The organism is Thermomicrobiales bacterium, from assembly GCA_023954495.1.
Classification (GTDB): Bacteria; Chloroflexota; Chloroflexia; order Thermomicrobiales; family CFX8; genus JAMLIA01.
The window spans coordinates 1-18,317 of record JAMLIA010000036.1; the positions used below are offsets into that span (position 1 = coordinate 1).

An 18,317-nucleotide genomic window follows, 5' to 3' on the forward strand; every position below is an offset into this window, starting at 1 on the left:
CCGACAGCGGATCGGCCACGATCGGATAACCGCTGAGGATATTCGGCGTCCACCACGGCGATTGGCCCGCCGCCATCGCGCGGTGGATGAACGCCTGGAACATGTAGTGCTGATCGATCAGGTCGAACGGGATGAAGTGATCTCGCGTGATGAGAATTGGGCGGAAGAAGAGAAGCCAAAAGACTACCAGCAGCGCGACATCGAGCGCGGTTAGCCCGATCTCGCGCCACGGCAGCCGCGCGAGTAGCCGATTGCCGGTATCGCGCCGGGCGACGCTGCGGAACTGGTCGGTCTGGAAGCTCACTCGATCAGATCCACGAGGACGACGCATGGGGCGGCAGGGTCCTGCCGCCCATACTGTCGTCCTCGATCGTACCTACGGTTTCGGCATCGCTCGCAGCGCGTCGTAGGCTGGTCGTGGCGAGAAGTCGCTATTGATGACCGACCACGGGTACTTTTCATCGTCCGGCTCGGTGACAACTGAGAAGTTCAGATTCCAGACGAACAACCCCTCACACCAGTCAGCCCAGTCGGTGCGGGCAATCTCGAATGCGCGCACCAGGTATTCGGCCTGCTGATCCTCGCTGACATCCGCACCGTACTCGTACCCGGCAGCCTGATTCGCGGTCGTCCAGCCGAACTCGGTGATCCAGGCCGGACGCGTATCGCCATACTCGGTCATCAGGTCATGCAACTGCTCGACGCGACGGAAGTAAAAGCTGCCGTCCTGCGACCAGTCGCCGGTACCCGGATTGTCCGGGTACATCAGGTCCGGCCCGTTGTTCGTCGCGTTGGCGTGCATACCCATGACATCAAAGTACTCAGTGTACGACCCGCCCTGGTATTCGTAGAACTCGCGCAAGTATTCGACATCGTCGATCGCGATCGTCGGATCGTTGACGCCGGTAGGGGTCAGGCCACCGAAGACGACCAGCGCCGATGAATCTGCCGCCTTGACGCCCTGGTATCCGGCCTGCAGCAAATTGGCGTACTCGCCGACATCGACTTGTCCGCCGAACGTGCTGGCGAGATTCTGCTCGTTCCAGATCTCCCAGGCTTGCACCTTGCCCTTGTAGCGATCAGCCATGAAGAACATGAAGTTCTGCCAGTCGGCGACGTTGCCGACAAGCTGCTCGCCGCTCGGGTCCCTGGCCCAGTCGGGCGGATTCGAGACCGTCGCGAGGATTTTCACACCGGCGGCGGCGTACTGATCGACGATGTTGTCGATCGGCAGCGGATCCCACCAGTCTGGCGCGCGCTGGATAGCGCCCCAGTAGAAGTGCAGGCGCACCCAGTTAAAGCCGGCATCCTGCACGAGCGCAATCGTCTCGTCGTTGTGCTGGATTTCCGTCTCGTTGCCCCAGGCGAAGACGTTGAAACCGTAGGCAACGTCATCCGGCGCGACCGGCGCATCAACCGGCTCTGACGTAGCAGCGGTCGTTTCGGTTGCCGCGGCAGGCTCGGTTGCTTCGGCGGCTTCTTCGGTTGCCGTGGCCTCGGTTGTCGGCTCTGCAGCAGTCGTCGATGTAGCTTCTTCAACCGCCTCAGTCGCTTCTGGCGAAGCCTGCTCAGCGACGGTCGGCTCAGCCGTTGCAGTCGGATCGTCGCCTCCACCGCCGCAGGCCGCTATTGCCGGAATCAGGAGCATCGCGGCGAAGAGAATTAGCGCGGCGCGACGCAGTTTGATCGACATGAAATTGGGACTCCCCACGCTCAATTTCGAGTCATACGCCCGGTGCTGTCCGTACACCACCGGACGCCGGAGTATACCGAAGCCTGCCGACTGCGAGACGCGGGCTGAGGGTGGTGAGCGCGGCAACCGGCGGCAACTGTCGTGAATCAATGTGCTTGCTGTGCCGTTGACTCAACTATTGCGTATATCGTCGCCGCCAATGGAGAGGCGTATTGCATACACCCGGCTGGGCCAACGGCGAAGCTGACACGTGACGAACGCCCGATTAGCAGACGACCACACAATGGCCAAACCCGAGCACTTAACACGCCCTGAGATGGTCGATGACCTGAACGGGCGTATGCAATACGCCCCTACATTTCCGGGAACGTCGCGATCATATTTTGCTCGACTCTATCAGCCGGCGAACCGAGTCACTTCAAATCAATCATCATCGCCATCGGCCTCCAGCGCAGTGATTACCTCGCGGGACATAGCGAAGCCGTGTTCCTGTTCAGGGAACTGGCCTGCGCGCACTTCGGCTGCGTAGGTGGCGAAGGCGTCGCGCATGGTGGTCGCCAGGTCGGCGTAGCGTTTGGCGAAGCGGGGGATGAAGCGATCGAACGAGCCGAGCAGGTCGCCATTAACCAGCACCTGGCCGTCGCACTCGACACCTGCACCGATCCCGATCGTCGGAATCGACAGACGCGATGAGATGATGCGGGCCAGTTGGCGCGGTACGGCTTCGACGACGACGGCGTACGCTCCGGCTGCTTCGACCGCCAGCGCGTCGTCGATCACGCCGCGAGCGGCATCGAGCGAGCGGCCCTGCACCTTGAAGCCGCCCAGCGCGGCGGAAGCCTGCGGTGTCAGACCGATGTGCGCCATGACCGGGATGCCGCAACGCACGATCGCTTCGATGCGCCCGGCCATCGCCCGGCCGCCTTCGAGCTTGATCGCGTCCGCGCCGCCCTCCTTCATCAGCCGACCGGCATTCTCGACTGCCTGCGCTTTGCTGACGTGATAGGACATGAACGGCAGATCAGCGACAACATGTACCGTCTCGACGCCGCGCATGACAGCGCGCGTGTGATGGACCATGTCATCCATCGTCACCGGAATCGTGGACTCATAGCCCAGCACGATCATGCCGAGCGAATCACCGACGAGGATGGCGTCGAGGCCGGCTGCTTCGACGGCGCGCGCAGTCGGATAGTCGTAAGCAGTCACCATCGCGATGCGCTCCGACCCCTTCATCGCGCGCAATGCCGGGGCCGTGATCTTCTCGCGTTGTGTCTCAGCCATCTGGTGTTCCCTCCTCGGGCGACTGCGGCTGCTCACGTTGGGCAGCACGCTCGCGGTTATGCACAAGGACCGTCAGCAGACGGTTGAGCGGCGTCGAGACGCCCAGCTCCGTGCCCAGGCGCGTGACTGCGCCGTTAATCGCATCGATTTCGGTTCGCCGCCCGTTGCGCACGTCCTGCAGCATGGACGACCGGTTCATCGCCGTATCGCGCATAACCTTGCGCGCGTAGGCCAGATGGTCGTGCGTGCCGACCGGCACGCCGGCGGCCTGCATCACGTTGACCGCCTCGGTGACGAGCTGGGCGATGACCGGCTGCAAGTCCGGATCGTCGAGCAGCTCACCGTTGCGCAGTCCGGTCAGCGCTGTCAGCGCATTGATCGCGACATTGACGATCAGCTTGTCCCAGATGGCGGTGTGGATGTTCTCGGCGACGGCCGTCTCAAAGCCAGCGCGGGTGAGCGCGCGGCTGATCGGCGTCAGGTCGAAGCGACGGTTGCCCGGTTGCGCCGGATCGCCGATGAGCGTCGCGCCCTTGCCGGTATGGCGCACACGTCCCGGACCGAGCAGCGCCGCGCCGTGGGCGGTGACGCCGAGAATGACACGCTCGTGGCCGGGCAGCGCGGCGCGAATGAGATCAAGATTGCCGAGCCCGTTCTGTAGCGACAGCACGAATGTCTCTTGCGGCAGATGTCCGGCAAATGGCCGCAGCGCCTGCGTCGTGTGATAGCTCTTGACAAAGACGAGAATCAGATCGACACCATCAAGAGTCGGTGGAGTTGTCGTCGCGGGAATCCGGTAGCGCAGGATCGAGTCGTCGTATTCGGTGATGACCATGCCAGATCGCTCGATCGCGGCGATGTGCTCGTCCCAGGTGTCGTAGAGGGTGACGTTGTGTCCGGTGACGGCGAGCCGCGTGCCGATCAGCCCACCCATCGCTCCCGCGCCGACGACAACAATCCGCATTATCCCGACTCCTGAAGGTCAAAGAACCGTAGCGCCGCCCCGACATACGTCCGGGCGTAGCGCACAACCTCGTCGAGCGCGACCCACTCATCGGCCTGATGCGGCAGGGTCGTCGCGCCTGGACCGTAGGTCACAAGAGGAACGCGCGTGGCGGCCCAGAAGATCGTACCGTCCGTCGAACCGGGAACACCACCGAACGGCGGCGCCTCGCCGGTCTCAGCCTTGTGCGCGTCGCTGACGGCGACGACGATCTGGGCATCGGGCGACGTCTCGGTCGCGGGGCGATCATCGAGCCATTCGATCGCCATGCCTGCGCCGGGCACGCGATGCGCGGCCTGCTGCAAACGGTCTGCAATCAGTGTGCGCAACTCGGCGTGATCGTGTTCCCCCGTCGTGCGGACGTCGAGCAGCAACTCCGCGCCGGACGGGATGACGTTGGCCTGCGCCGGTTCGCCGGCCAGCGCAACTGTCGGTGTCAGCGAGAAATGACCGAGCAGCGCGTGCGGCACACTGGCGGCACGAACCTCCTGCTCAAGATGACGACACTCAACGACAACCTCGCCCAGCGCGGCAACCGGATTGATGCCCTGCTCCGGCATGCAACCATGCGCCATCCGACCGTGCAGCGTCACCCGAGCGCGAAGCGCGCCCTTCTGGGCGATACAGAGGCGATCGCCTTCCGGCTCGCAGATGATCGCGGCGGCGACGCCATCCAGCTCACCGTCCGCGACGAACGCCTTCGCGCCGGACATCATGCCCTCTTCATCGACCATGATCGCCAGGCGAACACAACCGGCGTAATCGCAGCCGGAGAGCTGCAACGCCCGGGCGGCGAACAGCATCGCCACCAGGCCGCCCTTCATATCGCACGCGCCACGCCCGTAGAGTCGACCATCGACGATGGCCGCACCGAATGGGTCGACCGACCAGGCTGCGCGGTCCCCGGCGGTGACGACATCGGTATGGCCCTCGAAGACGAGCGTCGGTCCGGGTGCGCGCCCCGGCAGGTCGACGACAAGGTTTGGACGATTCGGCGCGACCTCGCGACGGCGGTAGTGCATGCTCCAGCTTTCGAGGAGTGCGGAAATGAAGTCAGCTGCGGCACGCTCGTTGCCGTCGGGATGGGCAGGATCGTAGACGCTGCGGATACGCACCAGTTGCGCGAGCGTTTCAACGAGCGCCTCGTCATCAATCATGTGCTGCGCGGCTGTGATTCGATCTGCCAATGGAGTCATTGGGATGGTCTCAATCGCGGCGACATGGGCGACGCACCTCATTCCGTCCGACAATTCGCGGTATGGTAGCACGGCACCTGCGAGTACACTGATTATGGTGATCAATCGATAGGCACCAGGGTGGAGAGAAAGCTTGGCAGAGCGACGATTCGATTTTGATGATGTCGACCGTTCGGACGCGGAAGCGATAGGTCAGCCGGGTCAGCGAACGTTCCGCATGATCTTCGGAGCGGGCTCCGATACCGTTGTGCTGTGGCTGGAAAAGCAGCAGCTTCAGGCGCTCGGTATGGCATTTGAGCAAATGATTGCCCAGTTACGGGCCGCCGGGGTTGCCGCAGCGCGCGTTAGCGACATCGCGCCGGATCCGGTCGGACCGACGCCGATCGTCAGCGCCGAGTTCCACGTCGGACGGTTGGCAGTTGGCTTCGACGAGGAACGCTCGCGGATCACGCTCTTCGTCCATGACATTGAGGCGGAAGAGGAAGATCCCCCGGGTCTCGTCGTCCGGCTGGAGCTACAGCGCGCTCGCACGATGGCGACGCAGATCGAGACCGTTGTCGCGGCCGGCCGCCCGGCCTGCCCGCGCTGCGGCGCACCGATCGGCCCCGATGGGCACGTCTGCCCGCACGACAACGGCCACTTCCCCCATCTGCTCGGGACGGTCTAGCGACCGCTCAGGCGAGCGCGTGCGCAGCCGCGTCGGCCTCGGCCAGCAGCGTCACCATCGCCAGCGTCTGTCGCGCCAGATCGCCAATCATCAGATTGACCAGCCCGAAACGGGACTTGCGTTCGATCGAGAGCCGGACAGCACACCGGCTCTCGTTGATTTCATCGATGACCCACGAGAAGTAACAACCGCGTGCGAACCCACTGCTGCACTGGAACACAATCCGGTGGCTCGAATCATCCGGTTCGCGCCGCAAGAGACTCGTGAGCGGGATGCCTCGCCAGGTCGCACGGACGCGGTAGACCTCAGCCTGCTCGCGCTCGACAGACTGCACATGCGGCAACAGGCCCGGCCAGGCATCCATCTCCCAGACAAGGCGCTGGATGACCTGCGATGGCGCTGCAACCTCGGCGGTCAGCTCTGTGCGCACGCGCTCACCAACCGGCGGCGATTCCATCCGCACGCGGATCGGACGCGCCACCGAAGACGCCGCGCTCGCGATCTATGCGGATGCAATGCGCGTGGCCCATCGCCGAATCCCACTCATTGCCGACGACGACATTGTGGCCGCGTGCCTGCAAATCGGCGATCGTGTCCGCCCCGACGCGCGGCTCGACGCGCAACCAGCGCGTGCGATCCGGGTCGGCACCGGAGACCCAGCGCGGCGTCTCAATGACCTGCTGCGGCTCCAGACCGAAGTCGATCATGCCGAGCAGCATCTGCAGTTGCACCTGCGCCTGCGCATCAGCGCCCATCGTGCCGAAGACCCACTCCGGCTGGCCGTCACGCATCAGCATGGCCGGGATCAGCGTGTGATACGGGCGCTTGCCGGGCTGCAAGAAATTCAGATGCTGCGGGTCAACCGAGAAGCCGCGACCGCGATTGTGGAACAGCACGCCCGCACCTGGCGCGAGCACGCCCGAACCGAAGTTGTTGTAGACGCTCTGGATCAGCGAGACGGCCATGCCGTCGCGATCGACAACGCAGAGGTAAACCGTATCGCCGTCCTGGAAATCACCACCCTCCAGGCTGGTGCGCTCAAGATCAATCTCGGCGCGCATCCGCGCTGCGACTTCCTTGTCGAGGAACTGGGCGACCTGCGGGTCGGCCATGCGCGGATCGGCAACGTATTGGTCGCGATGAGCGAACGCCTTCAGCTTGGCTTCGACCCAGGCGTGGATGCCCTTGCCGGTCGTGTGGCCAAACTCGGCCACCGGCCAGCCCTCGACGATGTTGGCCATCAGCAGCACCGTCGGTCCCTGCGTGTTGGGCGGCATCTCGACGATGTCGTAGCCGCGATACGACGTTGAGATCGGCTCGACCCACTCCGGCTCGAACGCCGCGAAATCGTCGAGCGTGATCGCTGAGCCTGCGTCCTGCAGTGTGGCAACCATGTCCGCCGCGACGTCGCCCTCATAGAACGCGCGCGCGCCTTCGATGCCGATGCGCTCCAGCGTCTTCGCCAGCGCCGGTTGGCGCATGATGTCGCCTGTCCGCTTCGGTCCGCCAAAGACGGCCTGTGTACCCGGGTGACCCTCAACGACATCACGCAGGCGCACGCACGCTTCGGCGAAGTTGTTGGCGACCGGCGCACCATCGCGGGCGTACATGACGGCGCTGGCCAGCACGCGATCGAGCGAACGCGAACCGAAGCGATCCTGCAGCGCCGCCCAGCCGCCGACCGTCCCCGGCACGGTGACGGTCAGACCGCCGCGCTCGGGGATCTCATCGTGCCCAGCGGCGTGGAGATAGTCGAGGCTCATGCCAGCCGGTGCCGGGCCGGACGAATTCAGGCCGAACATCCGACGCTCGCCCGGGTGCCAGATCATGGCGAAGAGGTCGCCGCCGGTATGGCACTGATGCGGATAGAGCACGTTCAGCACGGCATTGGCGGCGATCGCCGCGTCGACAGCGTTGCCGCCCTCCTGCAAAATGCGCAAACCCGCCTGGCTGGCGAGATAGTGCGGTGATGCAACTACCCCGTTCGTCGCCCACGTCGTCGGTCGTCCTGTCACGTCGAAGCCTCCCCAAACTCCCAGCTCATCATCACTCTGTCCACGGCGATGCTACCGGAGAGATGCGGACAGGACAATTGCGGGGATAATGAGCGCATACCTTGCACCCGAACTGCGCACCACTGCGGCGTGACGAACGTACAGAAATGAAGGTCACGATGGACTACACATCTGCGGCAGAGCGCCTTGAGCAGGCATGGAGGACCCGCGAGCTGATCCAGCCGCTGAGCCGGAGCGCCGGGATGGCGACCATTGACGATGCCTACGCGGTGCAGAGCCGCTGGAACGCTCTGCGCGAGGCTGCGGGCGAGCGAGTTGTCGGCCGCAAGATCGGTCTGACAAGCAAGGCGATGCAGGAGCAGGCCGGCTTCGACCGACCCGATTTCGGCCGCCTCTGGGCATCACGCCACGTTGCCGCCACCAACGGCCACGCCGAAATCGAGACGAGTCTGTTCCTGCAGCCACGCATCGAGGGTGAGATCGCCTTCCTGCTGAAATCACCGCTGAGCGGTGAGGTGTCGATCGAAGAGGTTCTCGCTGCCACCGAAGCAGTTGCCCCGTCGTTTGAGATCGTCGACAGTCGCTTCGAGCGCCGCGACTTTCAGGTGATCGACACTATCGCCGACAACGCCTCCTTCGGCGCGTTCACGATCGGGCAATGGGGGCAGGGGATGCTACGTGGCGACCTGCGTGACGTGCCGATGACGTTGCAGCAGAACGGCGAGGTCGTGGTCACCGGCACCGGCGCGGACAGCCTCGGCCACCCAGCCAGCGCCGTCGCCTGGCTGGCGGCGACACTCAGCAGCTACGGCGAGACCCTGCAAGCGGGCGACTGGATCCTCTCCGGCTCCCTCGGACGCGCCATCCCGGTCAATCGTGGCGATGCATTCCACCTGCAAATCGGCGAGGAGCAGGCATTGGAGATCATCTTTATCTAAGCGCGCTGCTGGTAATTGGCGTCGCGCATTGCGCGCCATGCCCTGTGACCAACTGTCATCGCGCGGCTATACTGATCCCTCGTCACAGGGGAGCGCAGAGCGGTCATGGTCATCACTCCAGCACGCCAGCAGTATCTGCAATTGAAGGCCGAGCAGCCGGACGCGATCCTGCTGTATCGCATGGGCGACTTTTACGAGATGTTCGACGAGGACGCGCACACGGCTGCGCGCGTCCTTGGCATCACGTTGACATCGCGCGAGTTCGGCCGAGCCGGTCGCGTGCCGATGGCCGGCATTCCCTACCACGCGCTGAACGGCTATCTGCGACGCTTCCTGCGCGCGGGTTACCGACTGGCGATCTGCGAGCAGCTCTCGGAGCCGGGTAAGGGTCTCGTCGAGCGCGGTATCACTCGCGTGCTCTCGTCCGGCACGATCGACGACCCTGCCCTGCTCGATGCCGGACGACCGAACCTGCTGCTATCTCTGGTTGTGCACGGCGCGCTGGTCGGGCTGGCCTGGGTCGACGTCTCAACTGGCGCATGCGAGTACCGCGCCTTGCCGGTCGACGACCTAACCGCGCTGGCCACCTTTGTTGACCAACTGGACCCGGCCGAGATTGTCGGTCCGGAGGCGGACGACCTCGAGATCGATACCCGCATCGCCATCCGGCCAATCGCTGGCGAGTGGACGATCGACGCCGCGACGCGACTACTGGAGAGCCGTTTCCCGGGTTGCGAGCCGATCCGTCCCGCCGCAGCGCTGGCGGTCGCCGTCCTCATCACCTATCTTGAGCGCGGCCAGCCTGCCCTGCTAAAGGCGCTGGAAGCACCGCTGCCGTACCAGACCGACGGCATCATGGTGCTGGATCGGCAGACGCGGCTGAACCTGGAGATTGACCTGCGCTCGCGCGAGCGCCACGATCTGTTCGGTTTGCTGAACCGCACGCACACTGCACCGGGAGCACGCCGTCTCCGCGCGCTGCTCAATCGACCGCTGCTGGATCGCGACGCGCTTGGCCGACGGCTGGACGCCGTCGAGGAGCTGGTCGGCGATACGCCGCTGAGGTCCGGCGTCGCGAAGGCGCTGAGCGGGTTGCTTGATCTGGAGCGGCTGGCGGCTCGGGTCGCGACCGGTGCGGCGCGGGCGAATGAGTTGCTGGCGCTGGCGGACACGCTCGACGGTGCCGAACGGGTGCGCGCAGTCCTGCGGGGGCGGGCCGAGTCGACACTTCTGGTCGAGCTGGCCGCCGACATCGCCGCGCTCCCAGATGTTCGCGACCGCATTCGCGCCGAGCTCGATAACGGATCGTCGCGCCTGCTGCGCACCGGCATCGACCGCCGCCTCGACCTGATCTACGCCGCCATCGACCGCGACCGCGACGGCATCGCCGCGATGGAGCGCAGCGAGCGCGAGCGCACCGGCATTCGCACGCTGAAGGTCGGCTACAACAAGGTATTCGGCTACTACCTGGAGATCACCCGCGCGCACCGCGACAAAGCCCCGGCCGACTACATTCGCAAGCAGACGCTGACGAACGCCGAGCGCTTCGTCACCCCGGCGCTCAAGGAGGCCGAGAGCCGCATTGTCGCCAACGAGGAGCGCGCGGCGGAGCTTGAGTCAGAACTGTTTGCGCGGCTGGTTCGTGAGCTGGGCGAGTCGGTCGCCGTCATTCGCACGACGGCGGCAGCGCTCGCGACAATCGACGCGCTAGTCGCGCTCGCGACAGTCGCTGTCGAGCAGCGCTTTGTCCGGCCGGCGCTGGACGACTCGACGGTGCTGCACATCGAAGGCGGTCGGCATCCAATTGTCGAACGGCAGCTCCCGTACGGGGAGTTCGTGCCAAATGACACGCGGCTCAACGAAGACGCGCCGGTTGTCATCCTGACCGGCCCGAACATGGCCGGCAAATCGACCTGGCTGCGGCAGGTCGCGCTGATCGTCTTTCTGGCGCAGATCGGCTCGTTCGTCCCGGCGGACAGAGCAAGGATCGGGCTGGTCGATCGCATCTTCACCCGCATTGGCGCGCACGATGACCTGGCGAACGGGCGGTCGACGTTCATGGTTGAGATGCTGGAGACGGCGACGATTCTGCACCACGCGACCGAGCGCTCCCTGGTTGTGCTGGACGAGATCGGACGTGGCACAAGTACGGAGGACGGCGTCGCGATTGCCGGGGCGGTGGTCGAGCATCTGATCGAGTGGGTCGGCGCACGGACACTGTTCGCCACGCACTTTCGGGAGCTGGCGGAGATCGCCGCCGAGAACAACCGGGTCGTGGCTTTGCAGACGGCGATCAAACAACATCCGGACGGGCTGGTCTTCCTGCACGCGATCGTCCCCGGCATCGCCGAGGCCGCCTTCGGGCTGGAAATCGCCCGGCTGGCCGGCTTGCCGACGTCGGTCATTCAGCGCGCGCAGACATCGTTTGGCAAGATGACGCGGCAGATCCCAACCGTCGAGGCTGCGAGATCAAGCGCGGCGGACGTGGTGCGCGAGCGCGTTGCCAATGACGTGCTGGCCGTCGACCTGGCCAACACGACGCCGCTGGCTGCATTGAACCTGCTGGCGAGCTGGCAGCAGCGCCTGCGCGCCGCAGATGACGAGCCGATCGGGCCGCGTGCGCTGCTCGTCGCCGAAGACCAGCGCGCCGCGCAGGCTGACTGATGGCGATCCGCGTTCTGCCGCCCGCGCTCGTTCAGCGCATCGCCGCCGGTGAGGTGATTACGCAGCCGCGCGCAGCCGTCCGCGAGCTGATCGACAACGCGCTCGATGCCGACTCCACCCGGGTGGAGATCGAGATCGTCTCCGGCGGCTACGATCTGATCGTCGTGCATGACAACGGGCACGGCATCGCGGCGGAAGATGGGGACCTCCTCTTCGCCCGCCACGCAACCAGCAAGCTGGCAAGCGCCGATGGGCTGGACGCCGTCAGGACGCTCGGCTTCCGGGGCGAAGCGCTCGCCAGCCTGGCAGCGGTCGGCGATGTCGAGGTCAGCACGCGGCACGCCGATGAGCAGGTCGGCTTCCGGCTCACGAGCGGCGGAGCGCTGAGTCCGCTCGCACGTCAGACCGGCACGACCGTCACCGTCCGGCAGCTCTTCTCGCGCTACCCGGTACGGCGCGAGGCAGCGACGCCGGTGACCGAGGCTCGCGCCATTCGGCGGCTGATCACGCAACTAGCGCTGATCCGACCGAAGGTCAGCTGGGTGCTCCGCGTTGATGGCCGCATGGTGCTGCTGACGACCGGTGGCGGACTGCGCAACGTCTTGATGACGCTGGAAGGGGACAAGGCACGGCATCTGCTGGATCTCGGACCTCTTGACGTCGACGGCGTGCGAATCCAGGGACTGGCTGACGGACCGAACCCGACCAGCGGACGGAGCGACGGTATCCTGCTGTCGGTCAATGGGCGGCTGTGCGACGTGCCGGAGCTACGGCGCGCCATCGCCCGCGCCTACGCCGAGGTACTACCACGACAGCGGACGCCGCGCGTCATTCTGACCATTGAGGTTGACCCGGCGCGGGTTGACGCGAATGTCCATCCGGCCAAGGAGCGCGTTGCCATCCACGATGTCGCGGCGATCACCGGACCGCTGTTTGGGGAACTACGGGCGATGCTCGGGCGAACCGCCCACAGCGTCAGTGGCCAGCGGTCATTGGCGCTCGACCTCGGTCGGCTGACCAGTAGCGGGATGGCCGAAGACCGTGGCCACTACGCAGCCAACGGCTGGCAGACGCGCAACATCCCGGCGGGATCGCTTCCGGCACTGCGGGTTGTCGGGCAGATCGCCGACACGCTGATCGTCTGCGAATCGGAGATCGGCACGTTGCTGATCGACCAGCACCGCGCCCACGAGCGAGTTATCTACGAGCGGCTAATGGCCGGGGAGTCGGTTGAGGCGGACGAGCCGGTGCGCATCGCCATCCCTCCGCGGTTCGTGTCGGCGCTCGAAGCCTGCACGGCAGACGCCCTGCTATCTGGCTGGCGCTGGACCGAATTCGGGCTGGACGATGTCCTGGTGACCGCCGCTCCAGTGGACATGGAGCCTGCTGACCTGCCGGACGTTCTGGCGCAGTTGTCTGCAGAGCCGAAGCACGACATCGCAGCGGCGGCAGCCTGCCACGCTGCGCTGCGCAAGCGGCGGCCACTGTCGCCGACAACAGCCGTCGCGCTCATTGAAGCGCTGACGCAGACGCGCACACCGGCGACCTGCCCGCACGGCCAGCCGATCGTCCTCAACCTCGATCACGACTTCCTGGAGCGCCAGTTCGGCTGGCGCTAAGGGACACTCTTTGCCCTTGTCTGTTTCTGTTGACACGGCATCAGAGCGCTGATAGGTTGACGTCCCGCGACACTCGTTGCTGCGAAGCTTGGCAACGCCATAGAGGAGGACGGCATGGAACTGAGTGGTATTTCGCACCGTATCGCCAAAGCGCAGGAATTGATGGCCGAGCGCGGCCTCGACTTTCTGTTCATCTCCCCGTCCTCCGACATGATCTATATGTTCGACGGGCCATCCCACGCGAGCGAGCGGCTGGCGTTGGTCATCATCCCGCAGAGCGGTCGGCCGGAGGTCGTCGTTCCGCAGCTGGAGTATTCGCGGTTCGCCGACAAGGCCTCGATCGCTGGCATCCACACCTGGCCGGAGACCGCCCAGCCGGTCGATCTGGTTGCCGAACTGCTGAGCGGCATCGAGAAGCCGAAGGTCGCGATCAGCGACAAGATGTGGAGCGTCTTCCTCGTTCGGATGCTCGAAGCTATCCCCAACGCGACCTATAGCAGCGCAACGCCGATCATCCGCGAGTTGCGGATGGTGAAGGATGAGGACGAGATCGAGAAGCTGCGCGTTGCTGCGGCGGCAGCAGATCGCGCCTGGGACGAATTCGCAACCACAGCCAGCATCATCGGCAAGACTGAGCGAGAAGCGGCCACGATGCTTACCGAATTGCGGCGCAAGCACGGGCTGGACATTACCGGCATCGGCATCTGCGCCAGCGGCCCGAACGGGGCGAATCCGCATCACTCGACTGGCGACCGTGTGCTGCAGGAGGGCGATGCGGTTGTCTTCGACTTTGGCGGGACGATCGATAATTACCACGCCGATGTCACCCGCACCGTCTTCCTCGGCGAGCCAACCGACGAGTACCGCAAGGTCTACGAGACTGTCCTGCAGGCGAACCGCGAGGCAGTTGGCGCGTATCGGCTCGGCAACACCTGCCAGGATGTGGACCGAGTCGCGCGCAAGATCATCACTGATGCTGGCTATGGCGAGTACTTCATCCACCGGCTGGGCCACGGCCTCGGTCTCGACGGACATGAGGAGCCGTACCTCGTCGAAGGCAACGATCTGCCGCTGCGCGTCGGCATGGTGTTCAGCGATGAGCCGGGGATCTACCTGCCCGGCAAGTTTGGCGTGCGGATCGAGGATTCAGTCGTCGTGCGAGAGGATGGCGGCGAGGTTATCAACCACAGCAACCGCGAGTTAACGGTGATGTCGTAGGCCGAGAAGACCGTCCGTACGGCCAATGCACAGGAGATCGGCGTATACAGAAATAGCAGCATACGCCTTGCGAAGTCGTAAGCCGGTTCAACGTGCTTCACGCATCTCTTCGCCACACGTATCCCTGCGGAGCTTGACGGAACGATGCCTTCGGGTGGCGATGCGTCACTCGTGGGCAACAAGCAATGGGGAGACCATCTATGACTGATCTGCTCAAGACGTCTCTGTACCAACGGTTGTCCCGGCGTCTGTTTCTGGGAGGGGCTGCGGCATCAGCTGTTGGGCTGCTCGTCGCCTGCGGAGGTGATGACGACGAAGAGGCAACGTCGACCCCGTCGTCATCCGGCGAGGCAACCTCGTCAACCGGTGGCGGTGAAGCGACTGAATCGGCTGGCGAGACGGAGACGACCGGCTCGCCGGAGGCGTCCGGCGGCACGCCGACGCAGGGTGGCAGCATCCTGATCGGCACGCTCGGCGAGGCGAACACCATCAACCCGATCGCCGCCAGCCAGTCGGAGGACTACTTCCGCTGCAGCCTGATCTACGAGCAGCTCGTCCGGCTCGACCCGGCGACCTACGAGCCGCAGCCCAGCCTCGCTGCATCGTGGGAAGTCGCCGACCTGACCTACACCTTCACCCTGCATGACAACATCAAGTTCTCCGATGGCTCGGACCTGACCGCTGACGACATTGCCTTCACGTTGCAGGCGATGCTCGATACGGCCAACGCCAGCCCGCGCCAGTCGCGCCTGTTCTCAATTGAGGGCGCGCAGGAGTTCGCCGATGGTTCGGCAACCGAAGTCTCCGGTGTCAAGGTGGTTGATCCGACGACGCTGGAAGTGACGCTGGCTGAGCCGGACGCTTCAATTCTGTTCAACTTCTATTACGTCCGGCCGCTGCCGAAAGCCCTGCTGGAGGGCAAGGACCTGTCGAAGGCATCGACCGATCCGTTCTTCCAGAATCCGGTCGGCGCAGGACCGTTCAAGTTCGTGTCGTGGTCGGTCGGCAGCGACTTTGTCGGCGAGCGCAACGAGCACTACTATCAGGAGGGCAAGCCCTACCTGGACAAGTTCACGCACCGCACGATCACCGACTCGCAGGCGCTGGTGAACTCGCTGCTATCCGGCGACATCGACGGCTCCGTCTATCCCAGCCCATCCGGTGCTGACCAATTGAAGGCCAACGAGGATCTGGAAGTGCTGGTGCCGCCGTTCGGCTCGCCAGACGGCTGGATCTTCAACTTCCAGAACGAGTATCTGGCCAAGAAGGAGGTGCGACAGGCGATCGCCTACGCGCTGAATATGGACCAGTTCTCGCAGGACTCGCTGTACGGCCTCGGCGCACCGGGCACCGGACCGGTCGCACCCGGTAACTTCGTGTACGACAACACGCTGGAGCCGCATCCGTTCGACATGGATCAGGCGCAGACACTCCTCGATCAGGCAGGAACGCCGCCGTCTGGCATTCGATTCATGGTCAACCAGGGCAACGTCCTGCGCGAGGACTTCCTGACCTACACCCAGGCGCAGCTCTCCAAGCTGGGCTGGGAGATCGAGCCGGTCGTCATCGAATACGCGACGGCGGTCGATCAGGTCATCAACCGCTCCTACGACGTCGCCGAGAGTCAGATGGTCGGTGCCGGTATCACCATCGATCCGGGCGATCTCGCCTCGTACTATCAGACCGACGGCTCAGCCAACTACTCGGGCTACAGCAACCCCGATCTGGATGCGCTGTTCGATCAGGCACGGCAGGCAACAGATGTCGACGAGCAGAAGGATCTCTACGCGCAGATCCAGCAGATCCTCGTTGAGGACATGCCGGCCACGTTCTCGTGGTATCGGCCGTACCTGCACGTCGTCAAGAAGAAGTTCCAGGGCTATGTCGACAGCAACCTGTCGAACGGCCTGTTCGCCGAGCTGGAGAACGTCTACATCGTTGAGGGGTAATCCACCTGCGTCATATCGCCAATCGCGGGCACCGTGGTGTGCTCGCGATTGGCCGCAGCGGGTTTGACACTCACTGGATACCACTGTTGTAGACATGCAGAGAGAGGTGATCGCCTATGTCGAGCGGAATCCTGCGTTATGCAATCCGCCGCATTCTTGGAGCGATCCCTCTTTTGCTGGGTCTCAGCCTGGTGATGTTCGGGCTCGTCCACATCGCGCCGGGCGACCCGATTCAGTCGATGATCTCGCCCGACAACACCGACCCGGCATTCATCGAGCAAGCCCGGAAGAACTACGGGCTGGATAAGCCGCTGCCGGTGCAGTACGTGATCTACATTGGCAAGTTGGCGCGCGGAGACTTCGGACGCGCGATCACATTCAATGGAAAGCCTGTTCTCGAACTCATCAAGGAGCGAGCCAGCGCGACGATCATTCTGCAGGTCGTGTCGCTGGCCATCGCGTTGCTGATCGCGATCCCGCTCGGCGTTCTCTCGGCGACGCGGCAGTACAGTCTGCTCGACAACACAACAACGGTCGGCTCGTTCATTGGGCTGGCGCTGCCGAACTTCTGGCTAGCGCTCCTGCTGCAGTTCTATCTGAGCGTGAAGCTGGGCTGGCTGCCAGCGATCAGTACGGACGTCAACAATGCCGCGCTGCTAGGCAAGGTCAAGTATTCGGTTATGCCAGTAGCGGTGCTGGCGTTTCCATCGGTCGCCTACTTCGCGCGATTCATGCGTTCGGCGATGCTGGAAGTCATCAATCAGGACTACATGACGATGGCGCGCGCCAAGGGGCTGAGCGATCGTAAGGTGCTTTACCGCCACGGGTTCCGCAACGCGCTGATCCCGATGATCACCGTCACCGGCCTGCAGGTGTCGCGCATCCTCGGCGGCTCGGTCATCATCGAGAAGATCTTCGCCTGGCCGGGCCTTGGGTCGCTGGCGTATGACGCGATTACCCAGCGCGACTATCCGGTGATCCTCGGCGTCACCATCATCGCCGGGGCGTTCGTCATCATGGTCAACCTCATCGTCGACCTGCTCTACGTCGTCGTCGATCCGCGCGTGTCGCTGACACGGTAGCCACGGACGGAGCGAAGGTGGCAGAGCTGCAATCAACCAGCGAGCTGAGGAATCAGGCACAGCCAGAGCACGAGGCCAGCAGTCGTTCGCGACCTGTGCTGCATCGCTTCATGCAGAACAAGCTCGCGGTCGCGGGCATGGTAGTCATCGTCTTCATGTACGCGGTGGCAATCGCTGCGCCGGTCATTCAGCGCTACGACTACCGTGAGATCACGCCAGGCGCGCGCAACCTGCCGCCCTCTTCGGAGCACTGGCTGGGCACCGACCGCAATGGGCGCGACACCTACTCGCGGCTGGTCTACGGCTCGCGCGTGTCGCTGGCGGTCGGCTTCGTCGCGGTCGCGATCGTGATGACGATCGGCACGTCGTTCGGCGCGCTGGCCGGGTACTTCGGTGGCTGGGTCGATGGCATCTTGATGCGATTTACCGACGTGCTTCTGTCAATACCGCAGATCCTCTTACTGATCGCGGCAGCGGCATTGTTCCGGCCCAGCCTGAAAACGACCGTCATCGTGATCGGCGTCACATCGTGGCCCGGCGCAGCCCGCCTGATCCGCGGCCAGTTCCTGTCGCTGCGCGATCAGGAGTACGTCACCGCAGCGCGGACGATTGGCGCACCGCCATTCCGCATCATCATGCGGCATCTGATGCCGAACGCGATGGCGATCATCATCGTCGAGACAACGCTCTGGCTGTCGTATGCGATTCTGTTGGAGGCCAGTCTGTCGTACCTCGGACTCGGTGTGCAGATACCTACACCGTCGTGGGGCAACATGCTGCAGGACGGCCAGCGTGAGCTGCTCGTCGGCGCGTGGTGGCTGACGTTCTTCCCCGGTCTGGCGATCTTCATGACCGCGCTCGCATTCAATCTCGTTGGCGATGGCTTGCGCGATGCATTCGACCCACGCCAACGCCGGCGGTGAGAGCAGCTAGATAGAGACGACGAGCGAGCCAACTGGTTACGCCGGCCCCTCCCGTGATGTTGAGTA

15 protein-coding genes are annotated in these 18,317 nt (G+C 64.3%); 8 read left to right on the forward strand and 7 right to left on the reverse strand.

Annotated features, from left to right (window positions below):
* From M9890_08645 to M9890_08665, 5 genes are all read right to left on the reverse strand, one after another.
* Positions 1-304 (reverse strand): hypothetical protein (locus M9890_08645; GenBank protein MCO5177019.1); only part of this gene is annotated, 304 nt, incomplete at its 3' end.
* A gap of 72 nt (positions 305-376) precedes the next feature.
* On the reverse strand, positions 377-1,693 hold the full coding sequence (locus M9890_08650; protein MCO5177020.1) for a glycoside hydrolase family 5 protein: 1,317 nt from the start codon (positions 1,691-1,693) through the stop codon (positions 377-379).
* 423 nt (positions 1,694-2,116) lie between these two features.
* On the reverse strand, positions 2,117-2,977 hold the full coding sequence (panB, locus tag M9890_08655; GenBank protein MCO5177021.1) for a 3-methyl-2-oxobutanoate hydroxymethyltransferase: 861 nt from the start codon (positions 2,975-2,977) through the stop codon (positions 2,117-2,119).
* Positions 2,970-3,941, reverse strand: a complete 972-nt coding sequence (locus M9890_08660; protein ID MCO5177022.1) for a 2-dehydropantoate 2-reductase — start codon at positions 3,939-3,941, stop codon at positions 2,970-2,972. Before M9890_08660 ends, panB begins: the two co-directional genes overlap by 8 nt.
* Complete coding sequence (locus M9890_08665; GenBank protein ID MCO5177023.1) at positions 3,941-5,167, reverse strand: M20 family metallopeptidase; 1,227 nt, start codon at positions 5,165-5,167, stop codon at positions 3,941-3,943. Before M9890_08665 ends, M9890_08660 begins: the two co-directional genes overlap by 1 nt.
* Before the next feature lie 142 nt (positions 5,168-5,309).
* On the opposite strand from M9890_08665, the gene M9890_08670 reads away from it, so the two are divergent.
* Positions 5,310-5,843: a DUF3090 domain-containing protein gene (locus M9890_08670; GenBank protein MCO5177024.1), complete on the forward strand. Its 534-nt coding sequence runs from the start codon at positions 5,310-5,312 to the stop codon at positions 5,841-5,843.
* Between the two features lie 7 nt (positions 5,844-5,850).
* Here the strand turns inward: M9890_08670 and M9890_08675 are convergent, their stop codons facing one another.
* Both M9890_08675 and ggt read right to left on the reverse strand, forming a co-directional pair.
* Entirely contained in the window at positions 5,851-6,324 is a 474-nt protein-coding gene (locus M9890_08675; GenBank protein ID MCO5177025.1) for a hypothetical protein, read from the reverse strand.
* Entirely contained in the window at positions 6,278-7,858 is a 1,581-nt protein-coding gene (gene ggt / locus M9890_08680; protein ID MCO5177026.1) for a gamma-glutamyltransferase, read from the reverse strand. The genes M9890_08675 and ggt overlap by 47 nt, the downstream gene beginning before the upstream one ends.
* A 158-nt stretch (positions 7,859-8,016) precedes the next feature.
* Between ggt and M9890_08685 the strand changes: the two genes are divergently transcribed.
* The 7 genes from M9890_08685 (at position 8,017) to M9890_08715 (ending at position 18,251) form a co-directional block, all read left to right on the forward strand.
* Complete coding sequence (locus M9890_08685; GenBank protein MCO5177027.1) at positions 8,017-8,796, forward strand: fumarylacetoacetate hydrolase family protein; 780 nt, start codon at positions 8,017-8,019, stop codon at positions 8,794-8,796.
* A 105-nt stretch (positions 8,797-8,901) separates the two neighbouring features.
* Positions 8,902-11,460: a DNA mismatch repair protein MutS gene (gene mutS, locus M9890_08690; protein ID MCO5177028.1), complete on the forward strand. Its 2,559-nt coding sequence runs from the start codon at positions 8,902-8,904 to the stop codon at positions 11,458-11,460.
* Complete coding sequence (gene mutL / locus M9890_08695; protein MCO5177029.1) at positions 11,460-13,079, forward strand: DNA mismatch repair endonuclease MutL; 1,620 nt, start codon at positions 11,460-11,462, stop codon at positions 13,077-13,079. Before mutS ends, mutL begins: the two co-directional genes overlap by 1 nt.
* Positions 13,080-13,193: 114 nt before the next feature.
* A complete protein-coding gene (locus M9890_08700) occupies positions 13,194-14,297 on the forward strand; it encodes a Xaa-Pro peptidase family protein (protein ID MCO5177030.1) in 1,104 nt (367 codons plus the stop codon).
* 200 nt (positions 14,298-14,497) lie between these two features.
* A complete protein-coding gene (locus tag M9890_08705) occupies positions 14,498-16,246 on the forward strand; it encodes an ABC transporter substrate-binding protein (protein MCO5177031.1) in 1,749 nt (582 codons plus the stop codon).
* A 116-nt stretch (positions 16,247-16,362) separates the two neighbouring features.
* Entirely contained in the window at positions 16,363-17,328 is a 966-nt protein-coding gene (locus M9890_08710) for an ABC transporter permease (protein ID MCO5177032.1), read from the forward strand.
* A 17-nt stretch (positions 17,329-17,345) separates the two neighbouring features.
* Positions 17,346-18,251 carry an ABC transporter permease gene (locus M9890_08715; GenBank protein ID MCO5177033.1) on the forward strand — a complete coding sequence of 302 codons (906 nt, stop codon included), beginning with the start codon at positions 17,346-17,348 and terminating at the stop codon, positions 18,249-18,251.
* The last annotated feature ends 66 nt before the right edge of the window (positions 18,252-18,317 follow it).

What these genes read in the sequence shown, in the direction of transcription:
- M9890_08650 (MCO5177020.1), bottom strand. Translation starts at nt 1,693, where the DNA reads ATGTCGATCAAACTGCGTCGCGCCGCGCTAATTCTCTTCGCCGCGATG.
- M9890_08710 (MCO5177032.1), top strand. Translation starts at nt 16,363, where the DNA reads ATGTCGAGCGGAATCCTGCGTTATGCAATCCGCCGCATTCTTGGAGCG.
- mutL (MCO5177029.1), top strand. Translation starts at nt 11,460, where the DNA reads ATGGCGATCCGCGTTCTGCCGCCCGCGCTCGTTCAGCGCATCGCCGCC.
- M9890_08660 (MCO5177022.1), bottom strand. Translation starts at nt 3,941, where the DNA reads ATGCGGATTGTTGTCGTCGGCGCGGGAGCGATGGGTGGGCTGATCGGC.
- mutS (MCO5177028.1), top strand. Translation starts at nt 8,902, where the DNA reads ATGGTCATCACTCCAGCACGCCAGCAGTATCTGCAATTGAAGGCCGAG.
- M9890_08705 (MCO5177031.1), top strand. Translation starts at nt 14,498, where the DNA reads ATGACTGATCTGCTCAAGACGTCTCTGTACCAACGGTTGTCCCGGCGT.
- M9890_08700 (MCO5177030.1), top strand. Translation starts at nt 13,194, where the DNA reads ATGGAACTGAGTGGTATTTCGCACCGTATCGCCAAAGCGCAGGAATTG.
- M9890_08685 (MCO5177027.1), top strand. Translation starts at nt 8,017, where the DNA reads ATGGACTACACATCTGCGGCAGAGCGCCTTGAGCAGGCATGGAGGACC.
- panB (MCO5177021.1), bottom strand. Translation starts at nt 2,977, where the DNA reads ATGGCTGAGACACAACGCGAGAAGATCACGGCCCCGGCATTGCGCGCG.